This window comes from Streptomyces sp. NRRL F-525, from assembly GCF_000716605.1.
Classification (GTDB): Bacteria; Actinomycetota; Actinomycetes; order Streptomycetales; family Streptomycetaceae; genus Streptomyces.
Window position 1 is genome coordinate 112,490 of record NZ_JNXE01000026.1, and the last position, 23,396, is coordinate 135,885.

At 69.3% G+C, this 23,396-nt stretch carries 23 protein-coding genes; 16 read left to right on the forward strand and 7 right to left on the reverse strand.

The genetic code is table 11. The features are described from left to right. Positions 1-43 precede the first annotated feature (43 nt). Positions 44-991, forward strand: coding sequence for a DMT family transporter (locus OO69_RS31435; RefSeq protein ID WP_033284235.1), 948 nt, complete (start codon positions 44-46; stop codon positions 989-991). Here the strand turns inward: OO69_RS31435 and OO69_RS31440 are convergent. Then, positions 979-3,978 carry a bifunctional [glutamine synthetase] adenylyltransferase/[glutamine synthetase]-adenylyl-L-tyrosine phosphorylase gene (locus OO69_RS31440; RefSeq protein WP_033284236.1) on the reverse strand — a complete coding sequence of 1,000 codons (3,000 nt, stop codon included), beginning with the start codon at positions 3,976-3,978 and terminating at the stop codon, positions 979-981. The genes OO69_RS31435 and OO69_RS31440 overlap by 13 nt on opposite strands. Before the next feature lie 197 nt (positions 3,979-4,175). On the opposite strand from OO69_RS31440, the gene OO69_RS31445 reads away from it, so the two are divergent. The 5 genes from OO69_RS31445 (at position 4,176) to OO69_RS31465 (ending at position 8,535) form a co-directional block, all read left to right on the forward strand. Then, complete coding sequence (locus tag OO69_RS31445; RefSeq protein ID WP_051801308.1) at positions 4,176-4,736, forward strand: pyridoxamine 5'-phosphate oxidase family protein; 561 nt, start codon at positions 4,176-4,178, stop codon at positions 4,734-4,736. Further along, complete coding sequence (locus tag OO69_RS31450; RefSeq protein ID WP_033284237.1) at positions 4,727-5,167, forward strand: VOC family protein; 441 nt, start codon at positions 4,727-4,729, stop codon at positions 5,165-5,167. Before OO69_RS31445 ends, OO69_RS31450 begins: the two co-directional genes overlap by 10 nt. Before the next feature lie 143 nt (positions 5,168-5,310). Continuing rightward, on the forward strand, positions 5,311-6,186 hold the full coding sequence (locus OO69_RS31455) for an alkaline phosphatase family protein (protein WP_420707919.1): 876 nt from the start codon (positions 5,311-5,313) through the stop codon (positions 6,184-6,186). A gap of 1 nt (position 6,187) precedes the next feature. Beyond that, complete coding sequence (locus OO69_RS31460; protein ID WP_078652643.1) at positions 6,188-7,519, forward strand: MFS transporter; 1,332 nt, start codon at positions 6,188-6,190, stop codon at positions 7,517-7,519. Further along, entirely contained in the window at positions 7,516-8,535 is a 1,020-nt protein-coding gene (locus OO69_RS31465; protein ID WP_033284239.1) for a TolB family protein, read from the forward strand. The genes OO69_RS31460 and OO69_RS31465 overlap by 4 nt, the downstream gene beginning before the upstream one ends. An 8-nt stretch (positions 8,536-8,543) precedes the next feature. On the opposite strand, the gene OO69_RS31470 is transcribed toward OO69_RS31465, so the two are convergent. Continuing rightward, positions 8,544-8,849, reverse strand: coding sequence for a hypothetical protein (locus tag OO69_RS31470; protein WP_033284240.1), 306 nt, complete (start codon positions 8,847-8,849; stop codon positions 8,544-8,546). 205 nt (positions 8,850-9,054) lie between these two features. Between OO69_RS31470 and OO69_RS31475 the strand changes: the two genes are divergently transcribed. Together OO69_RS31475 and OO69_RS31480 are read left to right on the forward strand one after the other, a co-directional pair. Beyond that, positions 9,055-9,747, forward strand: coding sequence for a hypothetical protein (locus OO69_RS31475; protein WP_033284241.1), 693 nt, complete (start codon positions 9,055-9,057; stop codon positions 9,745-9,747). A 97-nt stretch (positions 9,748-9,844) separates the two neighbouring features. After that, positions 9,845-10,468, forward strand: a complete 624-nt coding sequence (locus OO69_RS31480) for a hypothetical protein (protein ID WP_033284242.1) — start codon at positions 9,845-9,847, stop codon at positions 10,466-10,468. Between the two features lie 11 nt (positions 10,469-10,479). On the opposite strand, the gene glnA is transcribed toward OO69_RS31480, so the two are convergent. Next, a complete protein-coding gene (glnA, locus tag OO69_RS31485; protein WP_033284243.1) occupies positions 10,480-11,841 on the reverse strand; it encodes a type I glutamate--ammonia ligase in 1,362 nt (453 codons plus the stop codon). A gap of 364 nt (positions 11,842-12,205) precedes the next feature. Here glnA and OO69_RS31490 point away from each other — a divergent pair, with 364 nt between their 5' ends. The 5 genes from OO69_RS31490 (at position 12,206) to OO69_RS31510 (ending at position 18,375) form a co-directional block, all read left to right on the forward strand. After that, a complete protein-coding gene (locus tag OO69_RS31490) occupies positions 12,206-12,877 on the forward strand; it encodes a DUF3105 domain-containing protein (protein ID WP_033284244.1) in 672 nt (223 codons plus the stop codon). Further along, positions 12,874-13,503: a DUF305 domain-containing protein gene (locus tag OO69_RS31495; protein WP_033284278.1), complete on the forward strand. Its 630-nt coding sequence runs from the start codon at positions 12,874-12,876 to the stop codon at positions 13,501-13,503. Before OO69_RS31490 ends, OO69_RS31495 begins: the two co-directional genes overlap by 4 nt. Before the next feature lie 227 nt (positions 13,504-13,730). After that, positions 13,731-15,689, forward strand: coding sequence for a S53 family peptidase (locus OO69_RS31500; protein WP_033284245.1), 1,959 nt, complete (start codon positions 13,731-13,733; stop codon positions 15,687-15,689). 98 nt (positions 15,690-15,787) lie between these two features. Continuing rightward, positions 15,788-17,824, forward strand: coding sequence for an NAD(+) synthase (locus OO69_RS31505; protein WP_234444578.1), 2,037 nt, complete (start codon positions 15,788-15,790; stop codon positions 17,822-17,824). Between the two features lie 80 nt (positions 17,825-17,904). Further along, positions 17,905-18,375: an NUDIX hydrolase gene (locus OO69_RS31510; RefSeq protein WP_033284246.1), complete on the forward strand. Its 471-nt coding sequence runs from the start codon at positions 17,905-17,907 to the stop codon at positions 18,373-18,375. On the opposite strand, the gene OO69_RS31515 is transcribed toward OO69_RS31510, so the two are convergent. Beyond that, positions 18,363-18,755, reverse strand: coding sequence for a hypothetical protein (locus OO69_RS31515; protein WP_033284247.1), 393 nt, complete (start codon positions 18,753-18,755; stop codon positions 18,363-18,365). The two genes, OO69_RS31510 and OO69_RS31515, sit on opposite strands and share 13 nt — an antisense overlap. 485 nt (positions 18,756-19,240) lie before the next feature. Between OO69_RS31515 and OO69_RS31520 the strand changes: the two genes are divergently transcribed. Then, positions 19,241-19,606 (forward strand): hypothetical protein, encoded by a 366-nt coding sequence (locus OO69_RS31520; RefSeq protein ID WP_033284248.1) that lies wholly within the window; start codon positions 19,241-19,243, stop codon positions 19,604-19,606. Between the two features lies 1 nt (position 19,607). Here the strand turns inward: OO69_RS31520 and OO69_RS31525 are convergent, their stop codons facing one another. Further along, a complete protein-coding gene (locus tag OO69_RS31525; RefSeq protein ID WP_033284249.1) occupies positions 19,608-20,459 on the reverse strand; it encodes a helix-turn-helix domain-containing protein in 852 nt (283 codons plus the stop codon). Between the two features lie 12 nt (positions 20,460-20,471). Further along, entirely contained in the window at positions 20,472-21,218 is a 747-nt protein-coding gene (locus OO69_RS31530; RefSeq protein WP_033284250.1) for a DUF6879 family protein, read from the reverse strand. Positions 21,219-21,390: 172 nt separating this feature from the next. On the opposite strand from OO69_RS31530, the gene OO69_RS31535 reads away from it, so the two are divergent. Next, positions 21,391-21,600, forward strand: coding sequence for a hypothetical protein (locus tag OO69_RS31535; protein ID WP_033284251.1), 210 nt, complete (start codon positions 21,391-21,393; stop codon positions 21,598-21,600). Next, complete coding sequence (locus OO69_RS31540; protein ID WP_033284252.1) at positions 21,593-21,826, forward strand: hypothetical protein; 234 nt, start codon at positions 21,593-21,595, stop codon at positions 21,824-21,826. Before OO69_RS31535 ends, OO69_RS31540 begins: the two co-directional genes overlap by 8 nt. Before the next feature lie 348 nt (positions 21,827-22,174). Here the strand turns inward: OO69_RS31540 and OO69_RS31550 are convergent, their stop codons facing one another. Continuing rightward, positions 22,175-23,389 (reverse strand): MFS transporter, encoded by a 1,215-nt coding sequence (locus tag OO69_RS31550; protein ID WP_033284254.1) that lies wholly within the window; start codon positions 23,387-23,389, stop codon positions 22,175-22,177. Positions 23,390-23,396: the final 7 nt, after the last annotated feature.

The following is a 23,396-nucleotide window of genomic DNA, read 5'->3' on the forward strand; positions in this document are numbered from 1 at the left end:
TCATTCGCTTGTCCTGCACGGTCTGCTGCCCGACCGTGGACCCATGCAGCCCGCCTCGACAGCCCGCATGGCCGTGCTCGCACTCCTCTGGGGTTCGGGCTTCCTGTGGATCAAACTCGCCCTGAACCACGGCCTCTCCCCCGCCCAGATCACGATCACCCGCTGCGCCCTGGGCACGCTCGTGCTACTGGCCCTGGCTCGCGGGGCCGGCCAGCGCCTGCCCCGAGACCGCGCCACCTGGGCCCGCCTCACGGTGGCCGCCCTGTTCTGCAACGCCGTCCCGTTCGCGTTGTTCAGCGTCGGCGAACAGACCGTCGACTCCGGCATCGCAGGCGTCCTGAACGCCACAACTCCCTTGTGGTCCCTGCTGATCGGCATCACCCTGGGCACCGACCGCGGCCTGAGCCGAACCCGCCTGACCGGCCTCCTCCTCGGCTTCGCCGGCACACTCCTGATCTTCGCCCCCTGGCACCGCTCCGGCCTCCTCACCTGGGGCGCCCTCGCCCTCCTGGGAGCCGCCGCGAGCTACGCCGTCGCCTTCGCGTACATGGCCCGCAAACTCACCACGGGCCAGGCACCGTTGGCGACATCGGCGGCCCAACTGATGGCGGCAACAGCGTGGACGACCCTCGCCCTACCTGCCGCCGGTCCGCTACACCCCGACCTGACGGCCCTCCTGGCGGTGACCGCCCTCGGCGTCCTGGGCACAGGCGTGACCTTCTACCTCAACTACCGCCTCATCGCAGACGAGGGCGCGACAAGCGCGGCAACGGTCGGATACCTACTGCCAGTTGTGTCGGTGACGCTGGGCGCGGTGCTGCTGGACGAGAGGGTGGGGCTGCGGGTGATGGCAGGCATGGCGGTAGTTCTGGTGAGCGTCGCCCTTACAAGGCGCCGCTCAGCGAAGGCTTTTGCTTTTAGGGGCGCGGGGAACTGCGCGCCCAGCCCCCACCGACGGTCAGCCAAAAAACAACCCTCTCAGGCCCCGTAGAACAACACGTCCACCACACCCCGAGCCCGCCGAGTAGTCCGCCGATAGTCATCCAGCATGTCCCCCACATGCCCCGGCCCGTACCCCAAGTACCGCCCCACGGCAGCCAGTTCACGCGGATCAGAAGGAAACGTGTCCCCGGCCCGTCCCCGCACCAACATCACCGCGTTACGAACCCGAGTTGCCAACACCCAAGCCTCGTCCAGCGTAGAAGCATCCTCCCCGGAGATCAGGCCAGCGGCGCACGCCGCCGCAAGCCCCGCCCGCGTACGCGTAGTCCGCAACCCCGGCTCAGCCCACCCATGCATCAACTGCATCAACTGCACAGTCCACTCGACGTCGGAGAGCCCCCCACGCCCCAGCTTCGTATGCAGAGTCGGGTCAGCCCCGCGGGGCAACCGCTCGGACTCCATACGAGCCTTGAGCCGTCGGATCTCACGTACCGCGTCATCCCCGAGCCCCTCCGCCGGATACCGCAGAGGATCGATCAGCTCGATGAAACGACGCCCCAACTCCTCGTCCCCGGCGACGGGTTCGGCCCGCAACAACGCCTGCGACTCCCAGACCAGCGACCACCGGCGGTAGTACGCCTCGTAGGAGTTCAACGACCGTACGAGCGGGCCCGACTTGCCCTCGGGACGCAGATCCGCGTCGATCAGCAACGGCGGGTCGGAGCTGGCGACTTGGAGGAGCCGCCGCATCTCGGAGACGACCTTGTTGGCGGCCTCGGAGGCTTCCCGCTCGGGCACGCCCTCGCGGGGTTCGTGCACGAACAGGACGTCCGCGTCGGAGCCGTAGCCCAGTTCGTGGCCGCCGAAGCGGCCCATGCCGATGACGGCGAAGCGGGTGGGGAGGGTGTCGCCCCAGCCCGCGCGGACGACCGCGCGCAGGGTACCGGCGAGGGTCGCGGCGGTGAGGTCGGAGACGGCGCCGCCGACCCGGTCGACGAGGGCGCCCTGGTCGGCCTCGGCGGGCTGGGTCTCGGTGCCGTAGGAGCCGACGATGTCGAAGGCGGCCGTACGGAAGAGTTCGCGGCGGCGGACGCCCCGGGCGAAGGTGACGGCCTGGACGGCGTCGTCGGCGCGGCCGACCGCGGCCAGTATCTCCTGGTCCAGGTGGGCGCGTTCGCGGGGTTCGAGGCCGCTGCCGCCGTCTCCGTCGCCGAGGAGGGCGACCGCTTCGGGGGCGCGCATGAGGAGGTCGGGGGCGAGGCGGCCGGCCGAGAGGACGCGGGCGAGGTTCTCGGCGGCGGCGCCCTCGTCCCTCAACAGCCGTAGGTACCAAGGGGTCTTGCCGAGCGCGTCGGACACCTTGCGGAAGTTGAGGAGGCCCGCGTCCGGGTCGGCGGAGTCCGCGAACCAGCCCAACAGGACGGGCAGCAGGGTGCGTTGGATGGCGGCCTTGCGGGTGACGCCGGAGGCGAGGGCCTCGATGTGGCGGAGGGCCGCGGCCGGGTCGATGTAGCCGAGGGCGACCAGGCGTTCTCGGGCCGCCTGCGGGCTCAACCTGGTCTCGCCGGGGGCGAGTTGGGCGACCGCGTCGAGCAGCGGACGGTAGAAGAGCTTCTCGTGCAGGCGGCGTACGACGGTGGCGTGGCGCTTCCACTCGCGGTTCAACTCGGCGACGGGGTCGGTGCGCAGGCCCATCGAGCGGCCGAGGCGGCGCTGGTCGGCCTCCTCGACGGGGACGAGGTGGGTACGGCGCAACCGGTAGAGCTGGATGCGGTGTTCCATCGTGCGCAGGAAGCGGTAGGCGTCGTCGAGGCGGGCGGCGTCCTCACGGCCGACGTAGCCGCCGGCGGCGAGGGCCTCCAGGGCGACGAGCGTGGTGCCGCTGCGCAGCGAGGTGTCGGCGCGGCCGTGCACCAACTGCAGGAGCTGGACGGCGAATTCGACATCGCGGAGGCCGCCGGGGGCGAGCTTCAGTTCGCGGTCGATCTCGGCGGCGGGGATGTTCTCGACGACCCGGCGGCGCATCTTCTGCACGTCGGTGACGAAGTTCTCGCGCTCGGCGGCCTTCCACACGAGGGGTTCGAGCGCGTCGACGTACTCCGCGCCGAGCGCGAGGTCGCCGGCCACCGGGCGGGCCTTGAGCAGGGCCTGGAACTCCCAGGTCTTCGCCCAGCGTTGGTAGTAGGCGAGGTGGCTGGCGAGGGTGCGGACGAGCGGGCCGTTGCGGCCCTCGGGGCGGAGGTTGGCGTCGACCGGCCAGATCGAACCCTCGACGGTGGTCTCGGAGCAGATCCGCATCATGTGCGCGGCGAGCTTGGTGGCCGCGCGGACCGCCTTGCCCTCGTCGGCGCCCTCGACGGCCTCGCCGACGAAGATGACGTCGACGTCGGAGATGTAATTCAGCTCGTGGCCACCGCACTTGCCCATCGCGATCACCGCGAGCCGGCACAGCGCGGCGTCGTCGGGCGCGGCGGCGCTCGCGATGGCGAGGGCGGCGCGCAGGGTGGCGGTCGCGAGGTCGGCGAGTTCGGCGGCGGTCTGTGCGAGGTCGGTGGTGCCGCACACGTCACGGGCGGCGATGGACAGCAGGCAGCGGCGGTAGGCGACGCGCAGGGCGACCGGGTCGGTGGCCCCGGCCAGGCCGCGCTCGAACTCCTCCACCCCGGGGTGGAGGTCGCGCGGCTCGTACATGACGAGGGCGTGCCAGTCGCGCGGGTGCCGGGCGAGATGGTCCCCCAGGGCGGCGGAGGCGCCGAGCACACCGAGCAGCCGGTCCCGCAAGGGCTTCGCCGCGATCAGGGTGTCCAGCAGCTCGCGGCGGGGGGTGTCCTCGGGCTGCGCCTCCAGCAGTCGTACGAGACCCTGAAGGGCCAGGTCGGGGTCGGCGGTGGCGCCCAGGGCCTCCAGCAGGACCGGGTCGTTCCTTATCGGCGCCAGCTCCGCGCTCTCCAGGAGCCGCTCGGCCGCCGAGGGATCGGTGAAACCGTGCCGCAGCAGTCGCGTGAAGGTGCTGCTTCTGCGCCCCGGCGCCGTCATCCTCGGCCTCCCTCGGATCTGGGTCGTGCGGATCAGGGTCGTACGGGCCCAGGTCGTACGGAGGTCGTACGGGATCTAGGTCGTACCGTCCCGAGCCTAACCGCAGGTGCGGGCGGTGGCCCCGGGGCGTACGGCGATGAGTTCTTGAGGAGTACGGGGTCTACAGAGGGGACGACCTACGACTCAGGGAGTAGCCGATGACCGACAAGGAACCCCGGACTCGTCTCGACCCCCGTTACAGCGACCCCGCGGCCACCGCGACCGACTGGGCCGAGGCCGAGGCGCGGCTCGCGGCGGCCGAGCAGTTCTGGATCTCGACGGTACGGCCGGACGGGCGGCCGCATGTGACGCCCCTGCCCGCGGTGTGGTCGGCCGGGGCGCTGCACTTCTGCACCGGGCCCGAGGAGCGCAAGGCCCGCAACCTCGACGGCAACCCGCACGTCGTGCTGACGACCGGCACGAGCACCTGGGACAAGGGGTACGACCTGGTCGTCGAGGGTGCGGCGGCGCGGGTCACGGACGAGGACCGGCTGCGGGAACTGGCCGCCGCGTGGGAGGCCAAGTACGGCAGCTTCTGGCGCTTCGACGTCCGGGACGGGGCGTTTCATCACGGTTCCGGGTACGCGTACGTCTTCGCTGTGGCGCCCCGCACGGTTTTCGGCTTCGGTAAGGGGGAGCCGTTCAGCCAGACCCGGTGGCGGTTCGAGTGCGCGCCTGACAAAGACGTGCCTGACAAAGGAGTCAAGCCATGGACATGACCCTCGAAGTGATCGTCCTGCCGGTCTCGGACGTGGACCGGGCCAAGGAGTTCTACCGGGACAAGGTCGGCTTCCACGTGGATCTGGACGGCGAGGTGATGGAGGGCGTACGGATCGTGCAGCTCACACCGCCGGGGTCCGGGTGTTCGATCGCGCTGGTCGACGGGTTGCAGATCCCGACCGGGACGCCGCAGCCGGGGACGTACCACGGCATGCAGCTGTGCGTGCAGGACGCGAAGGCGGCCTACGACGAGCTGACCGCGCGCGGGCTCGAGGTCAGCGAGCCGGTGCAGTTCGCGCCGCAGGACGGGGCGACGTTCATGTACTTCAAGGACCCGGACGGGAACGGCTGGGCGATCCAGGAGTACCGGAAGCGGGCCGCCGAGCCGCTGCACCAGGTGCTGGCCCAAGTGGCCGCGCTGCAGGAGTAGTTCACCACTTCTTCATCCGCCGGGTTGGGAGCGGTGGGATGCGGGCATTTTGGCGTGTGCATGCTCGGTCCGCACCGCCACCCCCGTCCTCCCCCCACCCGGAGGTAGAAGTGCCCGACAGTTCCGGTAGTTCCGGTAGTTCCGTGTACCGCCGCAGCCGCGCCGTCATGGCGTCCGCGCTCGCCTTCTCGGCAGCCGCCGTCGGGGTCTGGACCGGTTTCGGCACCGTCTCGACCGCGCATGCCGCGACCGGGGTGCCGACCCCGGACCACGTGGTCGTCGTGGTGATGGAGAACCACGCCTACAGCCAGGTCATCGGCTCCTCCAGTGCCCCCTACATCAACTCGCTGGCGACCGGCGGAGCCGCCCTCACCCAGTCGTACGGGATCACCCACCCGAGCCAGCCGAACTACTTCGCGCTGTTCTCCGGCTCCACCCAGGGGATCACCAGCGACAGTTGCTACACGGCGGGCTTCTCCTCGGCCGCGAACCTCGCCTCCGAGGTGACGGCGGCGGGCGGCACGTGGGCGAGCTACAACGAGACGCTGCCGAGCCAGGGTTCGACGACGTGCAGCAGCGGCAACTACGCGCGTAAGCACAACCCTTGGTTCGGTTTCTCCAACGTCGCGACGTCCACGGCGAAGACGTTCACGCAGTTCCCGACGGACTACACGACCCTCCCCGACATCTCCTTCGTCACCCCCAACCTGTGCAGCGACATGCACGACTGCTCGGTGGCGACGGGTGACACCTGGGTGAAGAACAACCTTGGCGCGTACGCCACTTGGGCCAAGACCCACAACAGCCTGCTCGTCGTCACCTTCGACGAGGACAACCTGCTCAGCGGCAACCGCATCCCGACGGTCCTCTACGGCCAGCCGGTGAAGGCGGGTTCGACCTCCTCGACCACGTACAACCACTACAACCTGCTGCGGACCCTGGAGGACTCCCAGGGCCTGACCACCCACGCGGGCAACGCGGCCTCGGCCGCCGACATCACCGGCATCTGGGCGTCCTGAGATGTACGTGGCGGACAGCCGCGCCAAGGCCGACCCAAGTGCCGGAAGTACTACGGGTATTGCCCGTAGTACGGCGCGGGTGTCCGCCGCCGTGACCCCCACCGTCCTCGCCCTCGGCGCGGTCAGCCTGATCACCGACGTGTCGTCCGAGATGGTGACCGCGGTCCTCCCCCTGTACCTGGTGACGGGCCTCGGCCTCTCCCCGCTGGGCTTCGGTCTCCTGGACGGCATCTACAACGGCTTCTCGGCACTCGTCCGGCTGGCCGGCGGCCACCTCGCCGACCGGGGCGGCGGCCGCCACAAGTGGATCGCGGGCATCGGCTACGGCATCTCGGCCCTCTGCAAACCGCTCCTCCTGCTCGCCCACACCCTCACCCCGATCGGCCTGATCCTCGCCGCCGACCGCACGGGCAAGGGCCTGCGCACGGCACCGCGCGACGCGCTGATCTCCCTCTCCTCCGCCCCGGAGAACCGGGGTCGTGCCTTCGGCGTACACCGCGCGATGGACACGGCGGGCGCGCTGATCGGCCCGCTGGTGGCGTTCCTGATCCTCCGGGCGACGGTGGACGGCTACGACGCGGTGTTCACGGTGAGCTTCTGCGTGGCGGTGGTCGGCGTCCTGGTGCTGGTGCTGTTCGTGCCGGGATCGTCGCCAACTGCCGCGCCCCGCACGGAGAACGCCGTACGGGAGAGGGTCGTAGACGAGCGGGCCGTAGACGAGACGGCCGTACGCCCGACCCTCCGCGCCGCCTTCGCCCTCCTCACCCGTCGCGACCTGCGCCGTATCACCGTCTGCGCGCTCCTCCTGGGCCTCGCGACGGTCAGCGACTCCTTCGTGTACCTGCTGCTGCAACGGCGACTCGGTGTCCCCGACCGCTGGTTCGCGCTGCTGCCGCTGGGCACGGCGGCGGCGTTCCTGCTGCTGGCCGTGCCCCTGGGCCGGCTCGCGGACCGGGTCGGCCGCTGGCAGGTGTTCCTGGGCGGCCACGGAGCCCTCCTCACCGCGTACGCCATATTGCTGACGTCCTGGCACGGCACGGCCCTCCCCTACGCCGTCCTCCTCCTGCACGGCACCTTCTACGCGGCGACCGACGGCGTGCTGATGGCGGCGGCCTCGGACAGCGTGCCGGAGCAACTGCGGTCGTCGGGGCTCGCGTTGGTGCAGACGGGCCAGGCGGCGGCACGGTTCGTGTGCTCGCTGGGCTTCGGTGCGGCGTGGACGCTGTGGGGCGACCGTACGGCGCTCATGGCGTCGGCGGTGGCGCTGGCGGTCTGCGCGGCGTTCGCGTCAACTCTCCGCCCGGGCCGACGAGTTCTGGAGCCTGCCCCATGACCCTGCGCAACCGCGTCCTGGTCCTCGTCGCCGCCGTGGCCGCACTCGCCGTAGTGGCGGTGGCCTCGATCCTGCACGCGTCGGCCCGGGCCGAGCGGCGGAACGAGACCCAGCCCGGCGGCCCGAGGATCACCGCGGGCCGGATCACCCTCACGACACCCGGCACCATGGTGTTCCGCAACATGGCCTGGGGCCCGCACCGCGACGAACTCACCACGGTCCCCGCCGCGACCCCGGCCGGCCCCCGCACCGCCTCCGGCCTCAAGTGCCTCCGCTTCTACGCCAGTTCAGGCACCGGGGTCTGCCTCCAGGCGGTCCACGGCACGGTCACGGACACGTACCGCGCGCTGATCCTGGACGCCCACCTCAAGGAGACGGCCCGTTACGACGTCCCCGGCATCCCCTCCCGTGCCCGGGTATCCCCTACGGGTCACTTCGCCGCGTGGACGGCGTTCGTGGGCGGCGACTCGTATGCCGGGACGAATTTCTCGACGCGGGCGGCGATCGTGGACACGAGGACGGGGAAGCTGATCCCGACGTTGGAGTCGTTCCGGATCATCAAGGACGGCCACGTCTACCACTCCGCCGACGTCAACTTCTGGGGCGTGACCTTCGCGTCGGACGACCGCACGTTCTACGCGACGCTGGCGACGAAGGGCAGTACGTATCTGGTGCGGGGCGACCTGCGCGGCCGGACCGTCACCACGCTCCACACCAACGTCGAGTGCCCGTCCCTGTCCCCGGATGGCACACGCATCGCCTTCAAGAAGCGCGTCAAGGGTCTCCCGAAGGACGCCCCTTGGCATCTGTACGTCCTCGACCTCCGCACGATGCGCGAGACTCCGCTGGCCGAGGCGCGCAGCGTGGACGACCAGGCCGTTTGGCGCGACAACCGGACGATCGTCTACGCCATGCCCGGGGACTACGGCGCGGATCTCTACGAGGTGCCGGCGGACGGCACCGGAAGCTCCCGGCTGATCAGCGGGGCGGCGGTGTCTCCGGCTTATGTGCGGTAGCCGAACCGTCACCGCGTAGCCGGGCCCAGCATCTCGTCCAGCGTCCTCGGCCAGTCCCCGTCGCCCAGCCCGCCCGCCATGAGCAGGTCGCGCCAGTCGGTCCGCGCGAGCCGGACCGCCGACCGGAAGTGGTCGACGTCCCCGGCCGCGATCACCACGACCGCCGTCAGGAGCCGCTCCGTGCTCTGCAGTGAATCCTCCAGTTCGACGGCCAGGATCCGCAGCGCGCCGAGGATCCCGCGCCGGGCATCGGCATCCGGGAAGTCACGCCGGACCCGCCCGAGAAGCCGGTCGCTGATCAGATCCTCGTCCATGCGACCCCCTGGCGGGAGGCTAGTGCCCCTGCCGGACCGGCGGAAGTGCGACGGCGTTGTGACGGGCGGGTGAACTGTGCCCCAGGCGCAGGTCAGGCAATTGATTGGTCCCTGGGGAGCGGGTGTCCGAACAACTCCCCGGCGTCGAGTCTCGGTGTCAGACGCCCGGCGCACGCTGCCGGCGCACGACTCAGAGGAGACAAGGGTGACGGTCAACGCCGGCACGCGCCGTAGTGGGGATTCCGTGGTCACGCGGAAGAAGACAAGCAAGAAGTGGATGGGGCTGGCGACGCTGGCGCTGGCACCGATGGTGCTGCTCGCGTCCCCCGGTGTCGCCTCGGCGGCGAGCCAGGAGTGCCTGGGGAACGCGGACAACTCGTCGCACGACATCGCCGGCAACTGGTCCACCGACCACCAGACGCAGTCGGTGACCGTGCAGCACGCGAACAACACCTGGCAGGACTGGGTGTGGCGCGGCCCGACGTTCCAGTGCCCGTGGAACGTCCCGAGCTGCTCCTACGCCTGGCAGCAGTCCAAGACGACGGGCTGGCAGTGGTCGGCCGGCCTCAGCATCAAGGTCCCGATCCCCGTCATCGGGAACGACCTGGCCAGCCTCACCCCGTCGTACAACCAGAGCGGGTCCACCACGACCTCGTACACCTTCACGACCAACCTGAGCCCGGGGCAGTTCGCCCAGCCGATCCAGGTCGTGACGCGCCGCTGGACGCAGGGCGTCTACAAGGGCATCTACCACACCACCGGCGCGAAGTGCCTGCCGAGCCCGAGCAACCCGAACGGCAAGGCGTACGAGTACACCTGGTCCCCGGACGAGCGCTGGGGCAGCTGGGCGACCAACCTCAAGGTCAGCGACTACGGGACGTACAACGTCTGGAAGTGACCCCGGTCAGCTTCCGCCGAGGCACCTGGCCGGACGGCGAGGTGCCTCGGCTGTCTCCACGTTTGTCGCTCCGCCCGACCCATAGGACCTGATCCCCATGATGGTGCGTCGTCGTCTCTTCCGTGCTGCCGCCGGTTCGCTCACCGTGCTCGCCTGCGGTCTGCTGGCCGCGTGCGACAGCACCGCCCATTCCACGCCGGCGGCCGCGGCCGCCACCAGCGCGCCCAGTCCGACGCCTTCAATGAAGACGCTGCCGCCGTCGAAGCTGTGCACCGTACTGACCAAGGGCGTCGCCGAGCGGCTCATCACCGATGCCCGGCTCGCGGCCCGGGTCAGCCCCAACAAGGGCGCCGCCCCCGACGTCTGCGACTACACCTCCGCCGACGGCCGCTCGACGCTGTCCCTCACCCCGGCGTCCCGCACCTACGCCGCCGAACTCTCCGCCGCCCACAACCTGGCCGCGAACCCGACCTCGGCCGGCATGCGCGACGTACGGGTCGACACGGTGGACGCCGTGGGCCGACAGGCGTTCCGCGAAACCGCCTACCAGACCCAGGCGAAGCAGCAGCTCACCTTCGTCGTGTGGAACACGGGATCCCGGAACTGGGTCGTGACCCTCGCGACCGACGCCCCCAGCGAGACCACCCCGACCACCGCGCCACACGACACGGTGGTCCAGGTCGCCCGATCGATCACCGGGAAACTGCCGACGGGGCGGTGAGGCCGGCCCGCTTACAGCACCGGCAGGTTCTTCCGAAGCTCGAACGCCGTGACCTCGCTCCGGTACTCCTCCCACTCCTGCCGCTTGTTGCGCAGGAAGAAGTCGAAGACATGCTCGCCCAGGGTCTCGGCGACCAGGTCGCTGCGCTCCATCAGGGTCAGGGCCTCGCCCAGGTTCTGCGGGAGCGGCTCGATGCCCATCGCGCGGCGCTCGGCGTCGGAGAGGGCCCAGACGTCGTCCTCGGCACCCGGGGGGAGTTCGTAGCCCTCTTCGATGCCCTTGAGGCCGGACGCGAGGAGGAGGGCGTAGGCCAGGTACGGGTTCGCGCCCGAGTCCAGGGAACGGACCTCCACCCGTGCCGAACCCGTCTTGCCGGGCTTGTACATCGGGACGCGGACCAGGGCGCTGCGGTTGTTGTGGCCCCAGCAGATATACGAGGGGGCCTCGCCGCCGGCGCCCGCCGTGCGCTCGGAGCCGCCCCAGATGCGCTTGTAGGAGTTGACCCACTGGTTGGTGATCGCGGAGATCTCCGCCGCGTGCTTCAGCAGGCCCGCGATGAAGGAGCGGCCAACCTTGGAGAGCTGGTACTCCGAACCCGACTCGTAGAAGGCGTTGCGATCGCCCTCGAACAACGACAGGTGCGTGTGCATCCCGGACCCCGGGTGCTCCGAGAACGGCTTCGGCATGAACGTCGCCTGCACGCCCTGCTCCAGCGCCACCTGCTTCATGACCAGGCGGAACGTCATGATGTTGTCCGCGGTCGACAGTGCGTCCGCGTACCTCAGATCGATTTCCTGCTGACCCGGCGCTCCCTCGTGGTGGGAGAACTCCACCGAGATGCCCATCGACTCCAGCATGGTGATCGCCTGGCGGCGGAAGTCCATGCCCACGTTCTGCGGGGTGTGGTCGAAGTAGCCGGAGTTGTCGGCGGGCGTCGGGCGGGAGCCGTCCAGGGGGCGGTCCTTCAGGAGGAAGAACTCGATCTCCGGGTGGGTGTAGAAGGTGAAGCCCAGGTCGGAGGTCTTGGCGAGGGCGCGCTTCAGCACGTAGCGCGGGTCCGCGAAGGACGGGGAGCCGTCCGGCATGAGGATGTCGCAGAACATGCGGGCCGTGCCGGGGGCCTCCGCGCGCCACGGCAGGACCTGGAAGGTGGAGGGGTCCGGCTTGGCGATCATGTCGGACTCGTAGACCCGGGCGAAGCCCTCGATCGCGGAGCCGTCGAAGCCGATGCCCTCGTCGAAGGCCTGTTCCAGCTCGGCGGGGGCCACGGCGACGGACTTGAGGAAGCCCAGCACGTCCGTGAACCACAGCCGTACGAACCGGATGTCGCGCTCCTCCAACGTCCGGAGCACGAACTCCTGCTGCTTGTCCATCTTCCGCTTCCCCATCCTTGCTGGTCAGGCCGCCTGTCCTCGTACCGCAGGAGGCGGTCGGGCACCTGAGCATCCCACCACAACACCATTTCGTGCGCGTTGCCGACCATGATCGACCGGTCGACCTCGGGCTGAACGCCTCGCGTACGGCAGATGTCCTGCGCTGTTGCCCATCTCCTGACCATCTTGCCTGCTCGGACTGACATTCGTAATGCCTGGTCCGGGGGTGACCCTGGTGTTCCCCTGACTTTGCTGTGGGCGCCCTACGAGAACGTGTTCCTCCCCACTACGATCAACAGGGCCCGACCTTCCTGGCCCGTCCCCGTCCCTTCCCGTCCCTTCCCCCAAAAAGGACACACACCTCATGGGTTCCGCCAAGAACACCGGTACCGCGGCGCGCAAGGCACGCATCGAGGAGATGCGGCGCGCCGAGCAGTCCCGCGAGCGACGCACCAAGATCGTGAAGATCGCGGCGAGCGCCGTGGTCGTCGCCGGTCTCGTCGTCGGCGGGGTCGCGGTCGTGCACGCGCAGTCCGGCAAGAAGGACAGCTCGGCGAGCGACTCCAAGAACTCCGCCTCGGGTCACTTCGTCGCCGGCGCGGACGGCGTGAACACGTGGAAGGGCACGCTGGGCCGCACCCACGTCACGGGCACGGTGAAGTACCCGATGCACCCGCCGGTCGGCGGCAACCACAACCCGGTCTGGCTGAACTGCAACGGCGACGTCTACACCAAGGCCGTCAAGGACGAGAACGCGGTGCACGCGCTGGAGCACGGCGCGGTCTGGGTGACGTACAACAAGAAGGCCCCGGCGGCCGACATCAAGGCGCTCGCGACGAAGGTGAAGTCGACCCCGTACTCGCTGATGAGCCCGTACGACAGCCAGAAGGACCCGATCATGCTGTCGGCGTGGGGGCACCAGCGGACCGTGAAGAGCGCGAGCGACCCGGCCGTGAACACGTTCTTCGAGAAGTTCGTGCAGGGCAGCCAGACGCCGGAGCCGGGCGCCGCGTGCACGGGCGGGCTGTCGCAGTGAGGTCCGCGGCTCTGATCGCCGGGGCCGCGGCGACGGCGCTCGTCGCGGCCGGCGCGATCACGTACGCGGTCGCCGAGGACGGCGGCGGGTCGAGCAACTCCCCCACGCCTACGGCCGATTCGGCGGACGCCGGGTTCGCGCGGGACATGGCGGTCCATCACCAGCAGGCCGTCGAGATGTCGTACATCGTGCGGGACCGCACGAAGAACGTGGAAGTACGGCGGCTCGCATACGACATCGCGCAGACGCAGGCCAATCAACGGGGCATGCTGCTGGGGTGGTTGGACCTGTGGAACCTTCCGAAGGTGTCGGCCGACCCGCCGATGACCTGGATGGGCATGGGTGACATGGCGTCCGGGAAGGACGGCGCGCTGATGCCGGGGATGGCCACCAACACCGAGCTGAAGAAGCTGAATTCGCTCAGCGGCAAGCCCGCCGAGGTGCTCTTTCTCCAGCTCATGACGGACCACCACAAGGGCGGTATCCACATGGCCGAGGGGTGTGTGGAGAAGTGCCGGGTGGGGGTGGAGAAGCGGCTGGCGCAGGGGATGGTGGACGCGCAGCAGTCGGAGATCCAGTTGATGGCCGACATGCTCAAGGAGCGTGGCGCAAAAGCGCGTTCGTAAAGCATCCCTGGTCGTTCGTTACACGCCCGTAAGGAAAAAAGCCCCCAATTCGCCCCGGGTGACGGTTCCTTGGGCTTCTCTTGACTTTTGCGTTCCCCTGGCATGAACGGTTCATCGAAAGAGTGGCCCCCACGTGTGATCCATCCACGGGCCTTCCCGCCGCGGGTTCCGTAGGGATCGACGACGACCAACCACTCCATGCGTCGAACCGCATAGCAGGGGGTTTTATGAGATCCAATCGCGCCACCAAGCGCGCCGGCGTGAGCATGGCAGCGACACTGCCCATGATCGCCGGTGCACTGGCGCTCGGCATACCCGCGGCGCACGCCGCGGACAGCCCGGGCCGGGACACGCTCGCGGGCACCAAGCCCGCGTGGGCGACGGCCAAGGCGGACAAGGGAGCGACCTCCGACAGCTCCAAGGTCTCCGCCCGGGTCTACCTCGCCGGCCGGAACGCCTCCGGTCTCGCGGCGTACGCCAAGTCCGTCTCGGACCCGAGTTCGGCCCTGTACGGCAAGTACCTGAGCGCCGCTCAGGTACAGCAGCGCTTCGGCGCCACGACGGCCCAGGTGACCGCCGTCAAGTCCTGGCTGAAGTCCGCCGGGCTGAAGGTCACCGGCACCACGCAGCACTACGTCACGGTCTCCGGTGACGTGGCCGCGGTCGAGAAGGCGTTCAGCACCTCGCTGCACAACTACTCGAAGGGCTCGAAGACCTACCGCGCCCCGTCGAAGACGGCCTCAGCGCCGGACAGCCTCAACGGTGCCGTCCTGACCGTGACCGGTCTGGACAACGCGCCGCACACGGCGAGCCACGACGACGCGCTGCCGGGTCCGACCGCGGTGTTCAAGAACTCGGGGCCGTTCTCCTCGTACTACGGCTCCAACACCGCGACCACCCTGCCGTCGGCGTACGGCAAGAAGATCCCGTACGCCGTCGAGGGCTACACCGGCAAGCAGCTGCGTGCCGCCTACGGCGCGGGCAAGTACACGGGCAAGGGGGTGCGGGTCGCGATCACCGACGCGTACGCCTCCCCGACGATCGCCTTCGACGCGGCCACGTACGCGAAGAACCACGGCGACGCGTCCTGGAAGACCAGCCAGCTGCACCAGGTCCTGCCCTCGCAGTACACCAACACCGGTGCCGACGAGTGCGACGCCTCGGGCTGGTACGGCGAGGAGACCCTCGACGTCGAGGCCGTGCACGCGGTGGCCCCGGCGGCGGACGTCACGTACGTGGGCTCCGCCTCCTGCATGGACGACGACCTGCTCGACTCGCTCAGCAAGGTCGTCGACAACCACCTGGCCGACATCGTCTCCAACTCGTGGGGCGACATCGAGGCCAACCAGACCCCGGACCTCGCGGCCGCCTACGACCAGGTGTTCCAGCTGGGCGCGGTCGAGGGCATCGGCTTCTACTTCTCCTCCGGTGACAACGGCGACGAGGTCGCCAACACCAAGGTGAAGCAGGTCGACACCCCGGCCAACTCGGCGTGGGTCACGGCGGTCGGCGGTACCTCGCTGGCGGTCGGCAAGGGCGACAAGTACCTGTGGGAGACCGGCTGGGGCACCGAGAAGGCCTCGCTGTCCACGGACGGCAAGAGCTGGACCAGCTTCCCCGGCGCCTTCACCTCGGGCGCGGGCGGCGGCACCAGCAAGACGGTGGCCGAGCCCTTCTATCAGAAGGGTGTCGTCCCGGACGCGCTCGCCAAGGCCAACAGCGCCACCGGCAACCGCGTCGTCCCGGACATCTCGGCGATCGCCGACCCGAACACCGGATTCAAGGTCGGCCAGACGCAGACCTTCCCCGACGGTTCGGAGCAGTACAGCGAGTACCGGATCGGCGGCACCTCGCTCGCCTCCCCGGTGATCGCGGCGGTCCAGGCCCTGGCCCAGGAGGCGCGCGGCGGCAAGGCGATCGGTTTCGCCAACCCGTCGATCTACTCCAAGTACGGCACGAAGGCCTACCACGACGTGACCGACAACCCGACGGGCTCCGGCCTGGCGGTGGCGCGCGTGGACTTCGCCAACGCCTTCGACGCCTCCGAAGGCCTGCTGACCTCGGTCCGCAGCCTCGGCAAGGACAGCTCGCTGTCCGCGGTGAAGGGCTATGACGACGTGACCGGCGTGGGTACGCCAGCGGACGGTTACGTCGCGTCGTTCAGCCGCTCGCAGGGTCACCACTGATCCAGTAAGCGGTAACGAGTCACCTGTCGATGGGGTGGCGTGGGGGTACGACACCCCACGCCACCCCATCGCGTCGCTCTGACGATTACACTGACCGGGTGCCTCCACTGAACTTCTGGTCGATCTATCAGCACGGCTTCGCCCGCGTCGCCGCCTGCACGGGCCACACCGTGATCGCGGACCCGCACGCCAACGCCGAGGCCGTCCTGCGCCACGCCCGCCGCTGCGACGAGGAGGGCGTCGCCGTCGCCGTCTTCGCGGAGATGGGCCTGTGCGGCTACTCCATCGAGGACCTCCTCCTCCAGGACGTCCTCCTGGACCAGGTCGAGGAGGCGCTACGGGAGGTGGTGACGGGCTCGGCGGACCTGCTGCCGGTGCTGGTCGTCGGCGCCCCCCTGCGCCACCGCAACCGGATCTACAACTGCGCGGTACTCGTCCACCGGGGCCGCGTACTCGGCGTCGTACCGAAGTCGTACCCCCCGAACTACCGCGAGTTCTACGAGCGCCGCCAGATCGCCGACGGCGCCGACGAGCGCGGCGGTTCGATCCAAGTGGGCGGCGAGAGCGTGCCGTTCGGGGTGGATCTGCTGTTCGCGGCACAGGACGTACCGTCCCTCGTGCTCCACGCGGAGATCTGCGAGGACATGTGGGTGCCGGTGCCGCCGAGCGCCGAGGCGGCTCTCGCGGGCGCGACGGTCCTCGTCAACCTGTCCGGCAGCCCGATCACGGTCGGCCGTGCCGAGGACCGCAAACTCCTCTGCCGCTCGGCGTCCGCCCGCTGCCTCGCCGCGTACGTCTACGCCGCGGCCGGCCTCGGCGAGTCGACGACCGACCTGTCCTGGGACGGCCAGGCGATGATCTACGAGAACGGCGCGCTGCTGGCCGAGACGGAGCGTTTCCCGCTGGGCGACGAGTACGCGGTCGCGGACATCGACCTGGACCTGCTGCGGCAGGAACGGCAGCGGATGGGCACGTTCGACGACAACCGCCGTACGCACAAGGCAAGGACGGCCGACTTCCGCACGGTCTCCTTCGAACTCGCCCCGCCACTAACCGACTTGGGCCTGCGCCGCCGCCTGGAACGCTTCCCGTTCGTACCGGCCGACGCGGAGCGCCTCGCGCAGGACTGCTACGAGGCGTACAACATCCAGGTCGAGGGCCTGCAACAACGCCTCGCGGCGATCGGCGGCCCGAAGGTGGTCATCGGGGTGTCGGGCGGTCTCGACTCGACGCACGCGCTGATCGTCGCGGCGCGCGCGATGGACCGCGCGGGGCGGCCGCGCAGCGACATCCTGGCGTGGACGCTGCCGGGCTTCGCGACCAGCGACCACACGAAGGACAACGCGCACGCGTTGATGCGGGCGATCGGCGTGACGGCGGCGGAGCTGGACATCACGCCGACGGCGAGGCTGATGCTGAAGGAGATGGGCCACCCGTTCGCGTCCGGCGAACCGGTGTACGACATCACCTTCGAGAACGTCCAAGCAGGCCTGCGCACGGACTACTTGTTCCGCCTGGCGAACCAGCGCAACGGCATCGTGCTGGGCACAGGTGACCTGTCCGAGCTGGCGCTCGGCTGGTCCACGTACGGCGTCGGCGACCAGATGAGCCACTACAACGTCAACTCCGGCGTCCCGAAGACCCTCATCCAGCACCTCATCCGCTGGGTCGTCAGCAGCGACCAGTTCGACGAGGAGACCGGCAAGATCCTCACCGCGATCCTCGACACGGAGATCAGTCCGGAGCTGGTGCCGGGCGAGGAGATGCAGTCCACGGAGTCGAAGATCGGGCCGTACGCGCTGCACGACTTCACGCTGTTCCATGTGCTGCGGTACGGGTTCCGGCCGTCGAAGATCGCGTTCTTGGCGTGGCATGCGTGGCACGAGGTGGGGGCGGGGGCGTGGCCTCCGGGGTTCCCTGAGGCGAAGCGGGTGGCGTACGACCTGCCCGAGATCCGGCGTTGGCTTGAGGTGTTCTGCCGGCGGTTCTTCGGGTTCGCCCAGTTCAAGCGGTCCGCCATGCCCAATGGGCCGAAGGTTTCGGCGGGGGGGTCGTTGTCGCCTCGGGGGGATTGGCGGGCGCCTTCGGATGGGTCGGCTACGGCTTGGCTGGCTGAACTGGCGCGGTTCGACTAGGACTTGCTCTTCGACGGGGACGGTGGCTTGGTGCGGTGCGGGCACCAGCGACCCGCCGAGGGCGGCAGGGAAGAGTGACCATGGCACGGACCGAGTACTACGACGACCCGACGGCACCTGAGCCGAACAGCTTGGTGGTCGCCGCGTCCGCCGTGGTCACCGATGGCGAAGGGCTGGTGCTCCTTCAGCGGCGGCGGGACCACGACCTGTGGGCGCTCCCCGGTGGCGGCATGGAGATGACCGACTCGCTCCCGGGCGCGGCAGTCCGTGAGGTGCGGGAGGAAACGGGTCTGGACGTGGAGATCACCGGGCTCGTGGGCACCTATACCGACCCTCGGCACGTCATCGCCTACTCGGACGGTGAGGTGCGCAGACAGTTCAACGTCTGCTTCACCGCTCGCGCCGTCGGTGGTCGGCTGGAAATCTCGGACGAGTCCAGTGAGTTGCGGTTCGTCCAGCTGGACGAGATCGGTCAACTGCCCATGCACCACACGCAGCGGCTCCGGATCCGGCACTTCCTGGAGCGGCGTGAGCGGCCCTATCTCGGCTGAGCCTGGTCGGGCGGGTCCTTCGTGCCGGGGCTACGGGACCGATTGACGCCGCTGCATGCCAGGAGTTCGGTCCAGGTGGCGTCGAAGTACACGTTGAAGAACCAGGACCGGTCCGGCGTGTCGATGGTCGCGGTGCGCAGTTGCTCGCCGCGGTGTCGGGCGAGGATCTCGACGGTCTCGTCGAGAGCGAGGGTCGGCTGGCCGCGCTTCGACGATGTTCCCAGCCTCCTCCACGCGATGCCGGCGACCATCCACTGGGCCACTTCCCTGTCCAGGACCACTACCTCGCCGCCGGCGGCGATGGCGTCACGTGCCGCCTCGCAGGCGCTCGTCTGGTCGGCGAGCATCGCGGCGATGTCGGCGGGACTTGGCTGCTCCATGCGGTGACTTTAGGGACTGGGTGCGGGGGGTGCCACGGGGTTCGGATGCTGTGGGCAGCCCGCACGACGAGGTGTGTCCCACCCCGTCGGTCAAGAGGCGAACCTCTCAACCGACCGTGACGGGTGGGCAGATGAGCCAGGGCACCTGTTTCTCCGAGCACCGTTTCAGCCTGGATGTCAGCGGTCATCACGCGCGGATCAACTCGGCCCTCGATCCTGAACGGCGCTACCAGAGGATGCCGTTCAGCACCGTGCGGTGGTCGTTGAACCGGTGGTTCGGGGGCTCCCACGCCTTGATGACCGGCTCGACCAACGCGTACGTCTCCTCGGTCAACTCGTCTGGCACCAAACGGTCGTTGTCCTTGAACCACTGGGCCCGCGGGCATGCCCGGCAGCGGCCTCTCGTACCCGCCCGGGGCGTCCGGCCGTACCCCCAGCGCGAGGCCCCCGGAGATAGCCGTCCCTGGCCGTATGACGTTACCGACGTGTTCCTCGCACTGAAGTCCGTGTTCGATGAGGCCGACATATCCAAGATCATGCCGAACCTGGAGTTGTACGGGTCACCCGAGATGCAGGCTGCGCACAAGACAGCATTTGAAGCCTGGCGGGACTGGTTTGTGGAGTTCGTCAACTGGCAGAAGTGGAGCAAGCGCACCGGGCCGGGTCATGAGGAGGAGGAACGCGCCGAGGCCGTACGCGAAACGACCAAGCGGTGGCCGAACGTCGAGAAGCTCGCGGCCAGAACCGACGAGGCGTACGACGAGTTGGTCAGGGTGATGCGCGCTAAAGCGGTCTTCGAGCCGGTGGTCAATCGCGTCACCCGAGGGCCCAACCGGGAACTTCCCCGGTAGGTCAACGAGGGTTCAAGGTACGGCGGGCCGCGTTGACGACGTTGTGAGCGTCGGCTCCGTACACGGCCGACTCGCGGAGCGTGCGCCAGACCTTCGAGTACAAGGCGATGTTGTCGGCGTCGTCCAGCCACAGTTCGGCGTGCCAGTCCTCGGCGACCACCAGACGGTCATCAAGGACCCAGAATCCATTGGCAGGCACGATCTTGACGGACGCCGTGAACGGGATGATCCCCAGCTCCACCGTGTCCATGCCGAGCATGCCTGTAAGGCGGTCGAGTTGGGCAACCAGCACGGAGGGCGGGCAGATCAGCGATCGCAAGGCGGCTTCCCACATCAGCACGTGCAGCCTGCGCCCGGGCCGGTACAGCCACTCCTGCCGCTGTGCTCGGGAACGCACGGCAGCCTCAATGTCGTTGGCTCCGCCCAGCAGTTCGGAATACCGCTGGACGACATGGCGCGCGTACTCGGGAGTCTGCAACAGGCCCGGGATCACCGACTCCTCCCAGATCCACATTTCCGAGGTGCGGTCGATCTCGGCGCTCAGCCCCTCGTGCAGCGGCTTGAAGCCGTTCGCCAGCGCGCGACGCCATGACCTGATGTGGGACTCGAACCCCGCCAGCCGGGCGGCGAGTTCGGGATACGCGCCCGGCTGCTCGGTCGCGTCGGCCCACGCCCTCAGGTCCTCGGGGGTGGCCGTCTGCCTGCCGTTCTCCAGCTTGCTGACCTTGGAGCCTGGCCAGCCGAGACGTTGGGCAAGCTGCTGACCGGTGAGCCGACCACCAGGGCATGTGAACCGCAGTTCGCGCAGCCGTGTCCCCAGGGCCGCCCGTGCCTGTTGATAGTCAGTGCTCACCGATCACGCGCGCTATTCGGTCGGGGCCACCTGCGCGGCGAACTGGTCGAACGGCACGGCGTTGTGCATCGCGGCGTCACGCACGATGGCGTACTGCACGACCTCGGCCGGTTCGGTGATCAGCTCGATGTTCAGCAGGTTGTCGGCGTCGTCGAAGTGCAGCAGGGCGACCAGGCGCGAGTCGAAGATCCAGAAGTCTTCGGCGGGCAGGCCGGCCGCGTCCTCGCGCCACAAGTACCGGATGTCCTCGCCGACAGCCGCGTTGTGCCTGGCGTAGTCCAGCAGGAACAGTTGCTCGGTGGTCGGCGGATTGTCGGCGACGCGCACACGGCCGACCGTCTTGCCAGCCTCGGTCTGGGCCTTGATGTTGACGAACCAGGGCTCGTCGGGGTCGCAGGGCGAGGAGCCGGTGGCCAAGAACGCCTGGAAGTCGGGGTCCTGTCGGTCCGACGCGTAGCCGCGTCGGGACTCCAGCCGCCAGGCGGTGTGCTTGAAGGTCTCGAAGAGACGCCGGAAGGTGGCCCGGTCGACAATCTCCGGCACCCGCTCCATCTCCTTCGGACCCCAGTTCACGAGGAGTTCGCGCGGCACGACCACCGCTGCGTCGTCCGGCCCGAAGCGCTGGAGCTGTGCGAGGTCTCCGGGGTCGGTCACGGGCGTGCCTTGAACGATGATCTCGCCGGTTCCCTCGTCCGTGTGCAGGGCGGGGCAACCGTCGACCTTGCTGTCTGTGCCGGTGAAGCGCAACTGACGAGCCATGGACGCTCTCCCTTCCAAGAGGTTGATCCAGTCAGCATGACCGGGGGCTCCGCTCGGTTCTACGGGGTCAGGCAGGACTCCGGAGAAAACACCAGCAATCTCGACAGGACATCCAGCAAACACGAGAAAACAGCGTATCGCCAGCCAACCCCCCACTTCTAGCGTCCGGTTCATGGCAACGAAGGAACGGAACAACGTCGATCCCCACGCGGCGCTGAAGACCCTCAGAGCTGCGCTGACGGATGCCGGGATCGTCCTGCCCTCCCTGCGGGTTGACCTCGCGTCACCGCAACTGCGGCTCATCGAGCTTGGGCGGGTGCGCTCCGACGTGGCCGCTCGGCTGGCCGAGGCGATCCGGCAAGGGGTGGCACGCGATGACTGACGCGGGACAGCCGGAGGGCACGTTGGTGGTCGACACCGAGAGGAACAAGCTCGGCTATGTCATGGGCCACGCGGGGCCCTACGTGCAGCTTCGGCCGGTGACCGGCGGGCGCGAGTGGGACGCCGAACCTGCTCGCGTCCGCCGGGCGACGGAGGCGGAACGGCAACAGGCCGTGCGTGAGCGAACGCGGGCTCTGAACTCGGCGAGCAGCGGCGGGATCCTCTGATGACCGCCCCGGACACCTCGACCATGTCCGCTGAGTGCGCCGTCGCCCAACAGCCGGGCTACAGGGACCTACACCAGGAGTGCCGACAGACCAAGGACGTGCCCTTGCCTGGGGGCGGCGGGATCTTGCTGATGCCCCGCTGCACCTGCCCCCACCACCACTACAACCCCCCGGCCGGGGCATAGGCCGTCGTGGGGTCTCCGTCGCTCTCCCTGGACACGGAGACGCCCCGGCGGGGCGTCTCCGTGCGCTCCCGTGGCCATCCGTGGGCTCAGGCGGCGATGGCCACCCGGAATCGGATCGGAGCCGGAGCCGCACCCCCGGAAAGAGGTGTGGGTGAACGAACGGTCAGTGGTGCAGTGCTTCGGCCTCGTGAGGTACGTGGGTTGCGACCACACGCTCGCGCCCCGGTACCCCCCGCCGCCGGTCCACCGTCGCCGCCGCACCCGCGACTCCCAACCCCAGCACAGCCAACACCGCGCCGGCCACCGCAGGCGACGTAGCGCCGAAGCCCGCCGCCAAGGCAAGGCCGCCGATCCAAGCGCCGCCCGCGTTGGCCAAGTTGAAGGCCGCTTGGTTTGCCGAAGAGGCCAACGACGGGCCCGCCGACGCCTTCTCCATGACCATCAGTTGGAGCGGGGAGCCCGTGACGAATGCCGCTACGCCCAGCAGGATCACCGCCAGTGCTGCCGTCCACTCCGTTGTCATGAGGAGGGGGAACAGGGCCAGGACCGCCGCCAAGGACGTCAGGCCGCCGAAGAGCGTGCCCCGCAGGGAGTGGTCCGCGAGGCGGCCGCCGACCAGGTTGCCGGCCGTGGCGCCTACGCCGAACAACGCCAGCAACAGCGTCACGCTGCCCTCCGCGAAGCCTGCCGCGTCCGTCAGCATCGGGGTGATGTAGCTGTAGGCCGAGAACAGGGCGCCGAAGCCCGCCACCGTCGTGCCGAGCGCCAGCCAGACCGGGACGGAGCGGAGGGCCGCCAGTTCGCGGCGCAGGCCCACCGCCGGAGCGTGTGCGTGGTCGTGCGGGATCAGGAACGCCAGGGACGCTATCGCCGCCACGCCGATCACGCTCACGCCGAGGAACGTGGCCCGCCAGCCCAGGTGTTGGCCCATCAGCGTGGCCGCCGGTACGCCCACGACGTTGGCGACCGTGAGGCCCAGGAACATCAGGGACACCGAGCGGGCCTTGCGTTCCGGCGCCACCATCGTCGTAGCGACCACCGCTCCTACGCCGAAGAAGGCGCCGTGCGGCAGGCCGCTCAGGAAGCGGGCCGCGAGGAGGTAGTCGTAGTTCGCGGCGAAGGCGGAGAGGACGTTGCCCGCCACGAACAGTGCCATCAGGCCGATCAGGACCGTGCGGCGGGACAGGCGGGCCGTCACCGCCGCCAGGAGCGGGGCGCCGATCACCACGCCCAGCGCGTACGCCGAGACCAGGTGGCCCGCCGTGGGGATGGAGACGTGCAGGTCGTCCGCGACCTCGGGCAGGAGGCCCATGATCACGAATTCGGTGGTGCCGATACCGAAAGCGCCGACGGCCAGAGCGAGCAGGGCCAGGGGCATGGAAGAG

What these genes read in the sequence shown, in the direction of transcription:
- OO69_RS31480 (WP_033284242.1), top strand. Translation starts at nt 9,845, where the DNA reads ATGATGGTGCGTCGTCGTCTCTTCCGTGCTGCCGCCGGTTCGCTCACC.
- OO69_RS31540 (WP_033284252.1), top strand. Translation starts at nt 21,593, where the DNA reads ATGACTGACGCGGGACAGCCGGAGGGCACGTTGGTGGTCGACACCGAG.
- OO69_RS31470 (WP_033284240.1), bottom strand. Translation starts at nt 8,849, where the DNA reads ATGGACGAGGATCTGATCAGCGACCGGCTTCTCGGGCGGGTCCGGCGT.
- OO69_RS31515 (WP_033284247.1), bottom strand. Translation starts at nt 18,755, where the DNA reads ATGGAGCAGCCAAGTCCCGCCGACATCGCCGCGATGCTCGCCGACCAG.
- OO69_RS31445 (WP_051801308.1), top strand. Translation starts at nt 4,176, where the DNA reads ATGACCGACAAGGAACCCCGGACTCGTCTCGACCCCCGTTACAGCGAC.
- OO69_RS31450 (WP_033284237.1), top strand. Translation starts at nt 4,727, where the DNA reads ATGGACATGACCCTCGAAGTGATCGTCCTGCCGGTCTCGGACGTGGAC.
- OO69_RS31440 (WP_033284236.1), bottom strand. Translation starts at nt 3,978, where the DNA reads ATGACGGCGCCGGGGCGCAGAAGCAGCACCTTCACGCGACTGCTGCGG.
- OO69_RS31435 (WP_033284235.1), top strand. Translation starts at nt 44, where the DNA reads ATGCAGCCCGCCTCGACAGCCCGCATGGCCGTGCTCGCACTCCTCTGG.
- OO69_RS31500 (WP_033284245.1), top strand. Translation starts at nt 13,731, where the DNA reads ATGAGATCCAATCGCGCCACCAAGCGCGCCGGCGTGAGCATGGCAGCG.
- OO69_RS31460 (WP_078652643.1), top strand. Translation starts at nt 6,188, where the DNA reads ATGTACGTGGCGGACAGCCGCGCCAAGGCCGACCCAAGTGCCGGAAGT.
- OO69_RS31465 (WP_033284239.1), top strand. Translation starts at nt 7,516, where the DNA reads ATGACCCTGCGCAACCGCGTCCTGGTCCTCGTCGCCGCCGTGGCCGCA.
- glnA (WP_033284243.1), bottom strand. Translation starts at nt 11,841, where the DNA reads ATGGACAAGCAGCAGGAGTTCGTGCTCCGGACGTTGGAGGAGCGCGAC.
- OO69_RS31510 (WP_033284246.1), top strand. Translation starts at nt 17,905, where the DNA reads ATGGCACGGACCGAGTACTACGACGACCCGACGGCACCTGAGCCGAAC.
- OO69_RS31490 (WP_033284244.1), top strand. Translation starts at nt 12,206, where the DNA reads ATGGGTTCCGCCAAGAACACCGGTACCGCGGCGCGCAAGGCACGCATC.
- OO69_RS31550 (WP_033284254.1), bottom strand. Translation starts at nt 23,389, where the DNA reads ATGCCCCTGGCCCTGCTCGCTCTGGCCGTCGGCGCTTTCGGTATCGGC.
- OO69_RS31530 (WP_033284250.1), bottom strand. Translation starts at nt 21,218, where the DNA reads ATGGCTCGTCAGTTGCGCTTCACCGGCACAGACAGCAAGGTCGACGGT.
- OO69_RS31535 (WP_033284251.1), top strand. Translation starts at nt 21,391, where the DNA reads ATGGCAACGAAGGAACGGAACAACGTCGATCCCCACGCGGCGCTGAAG.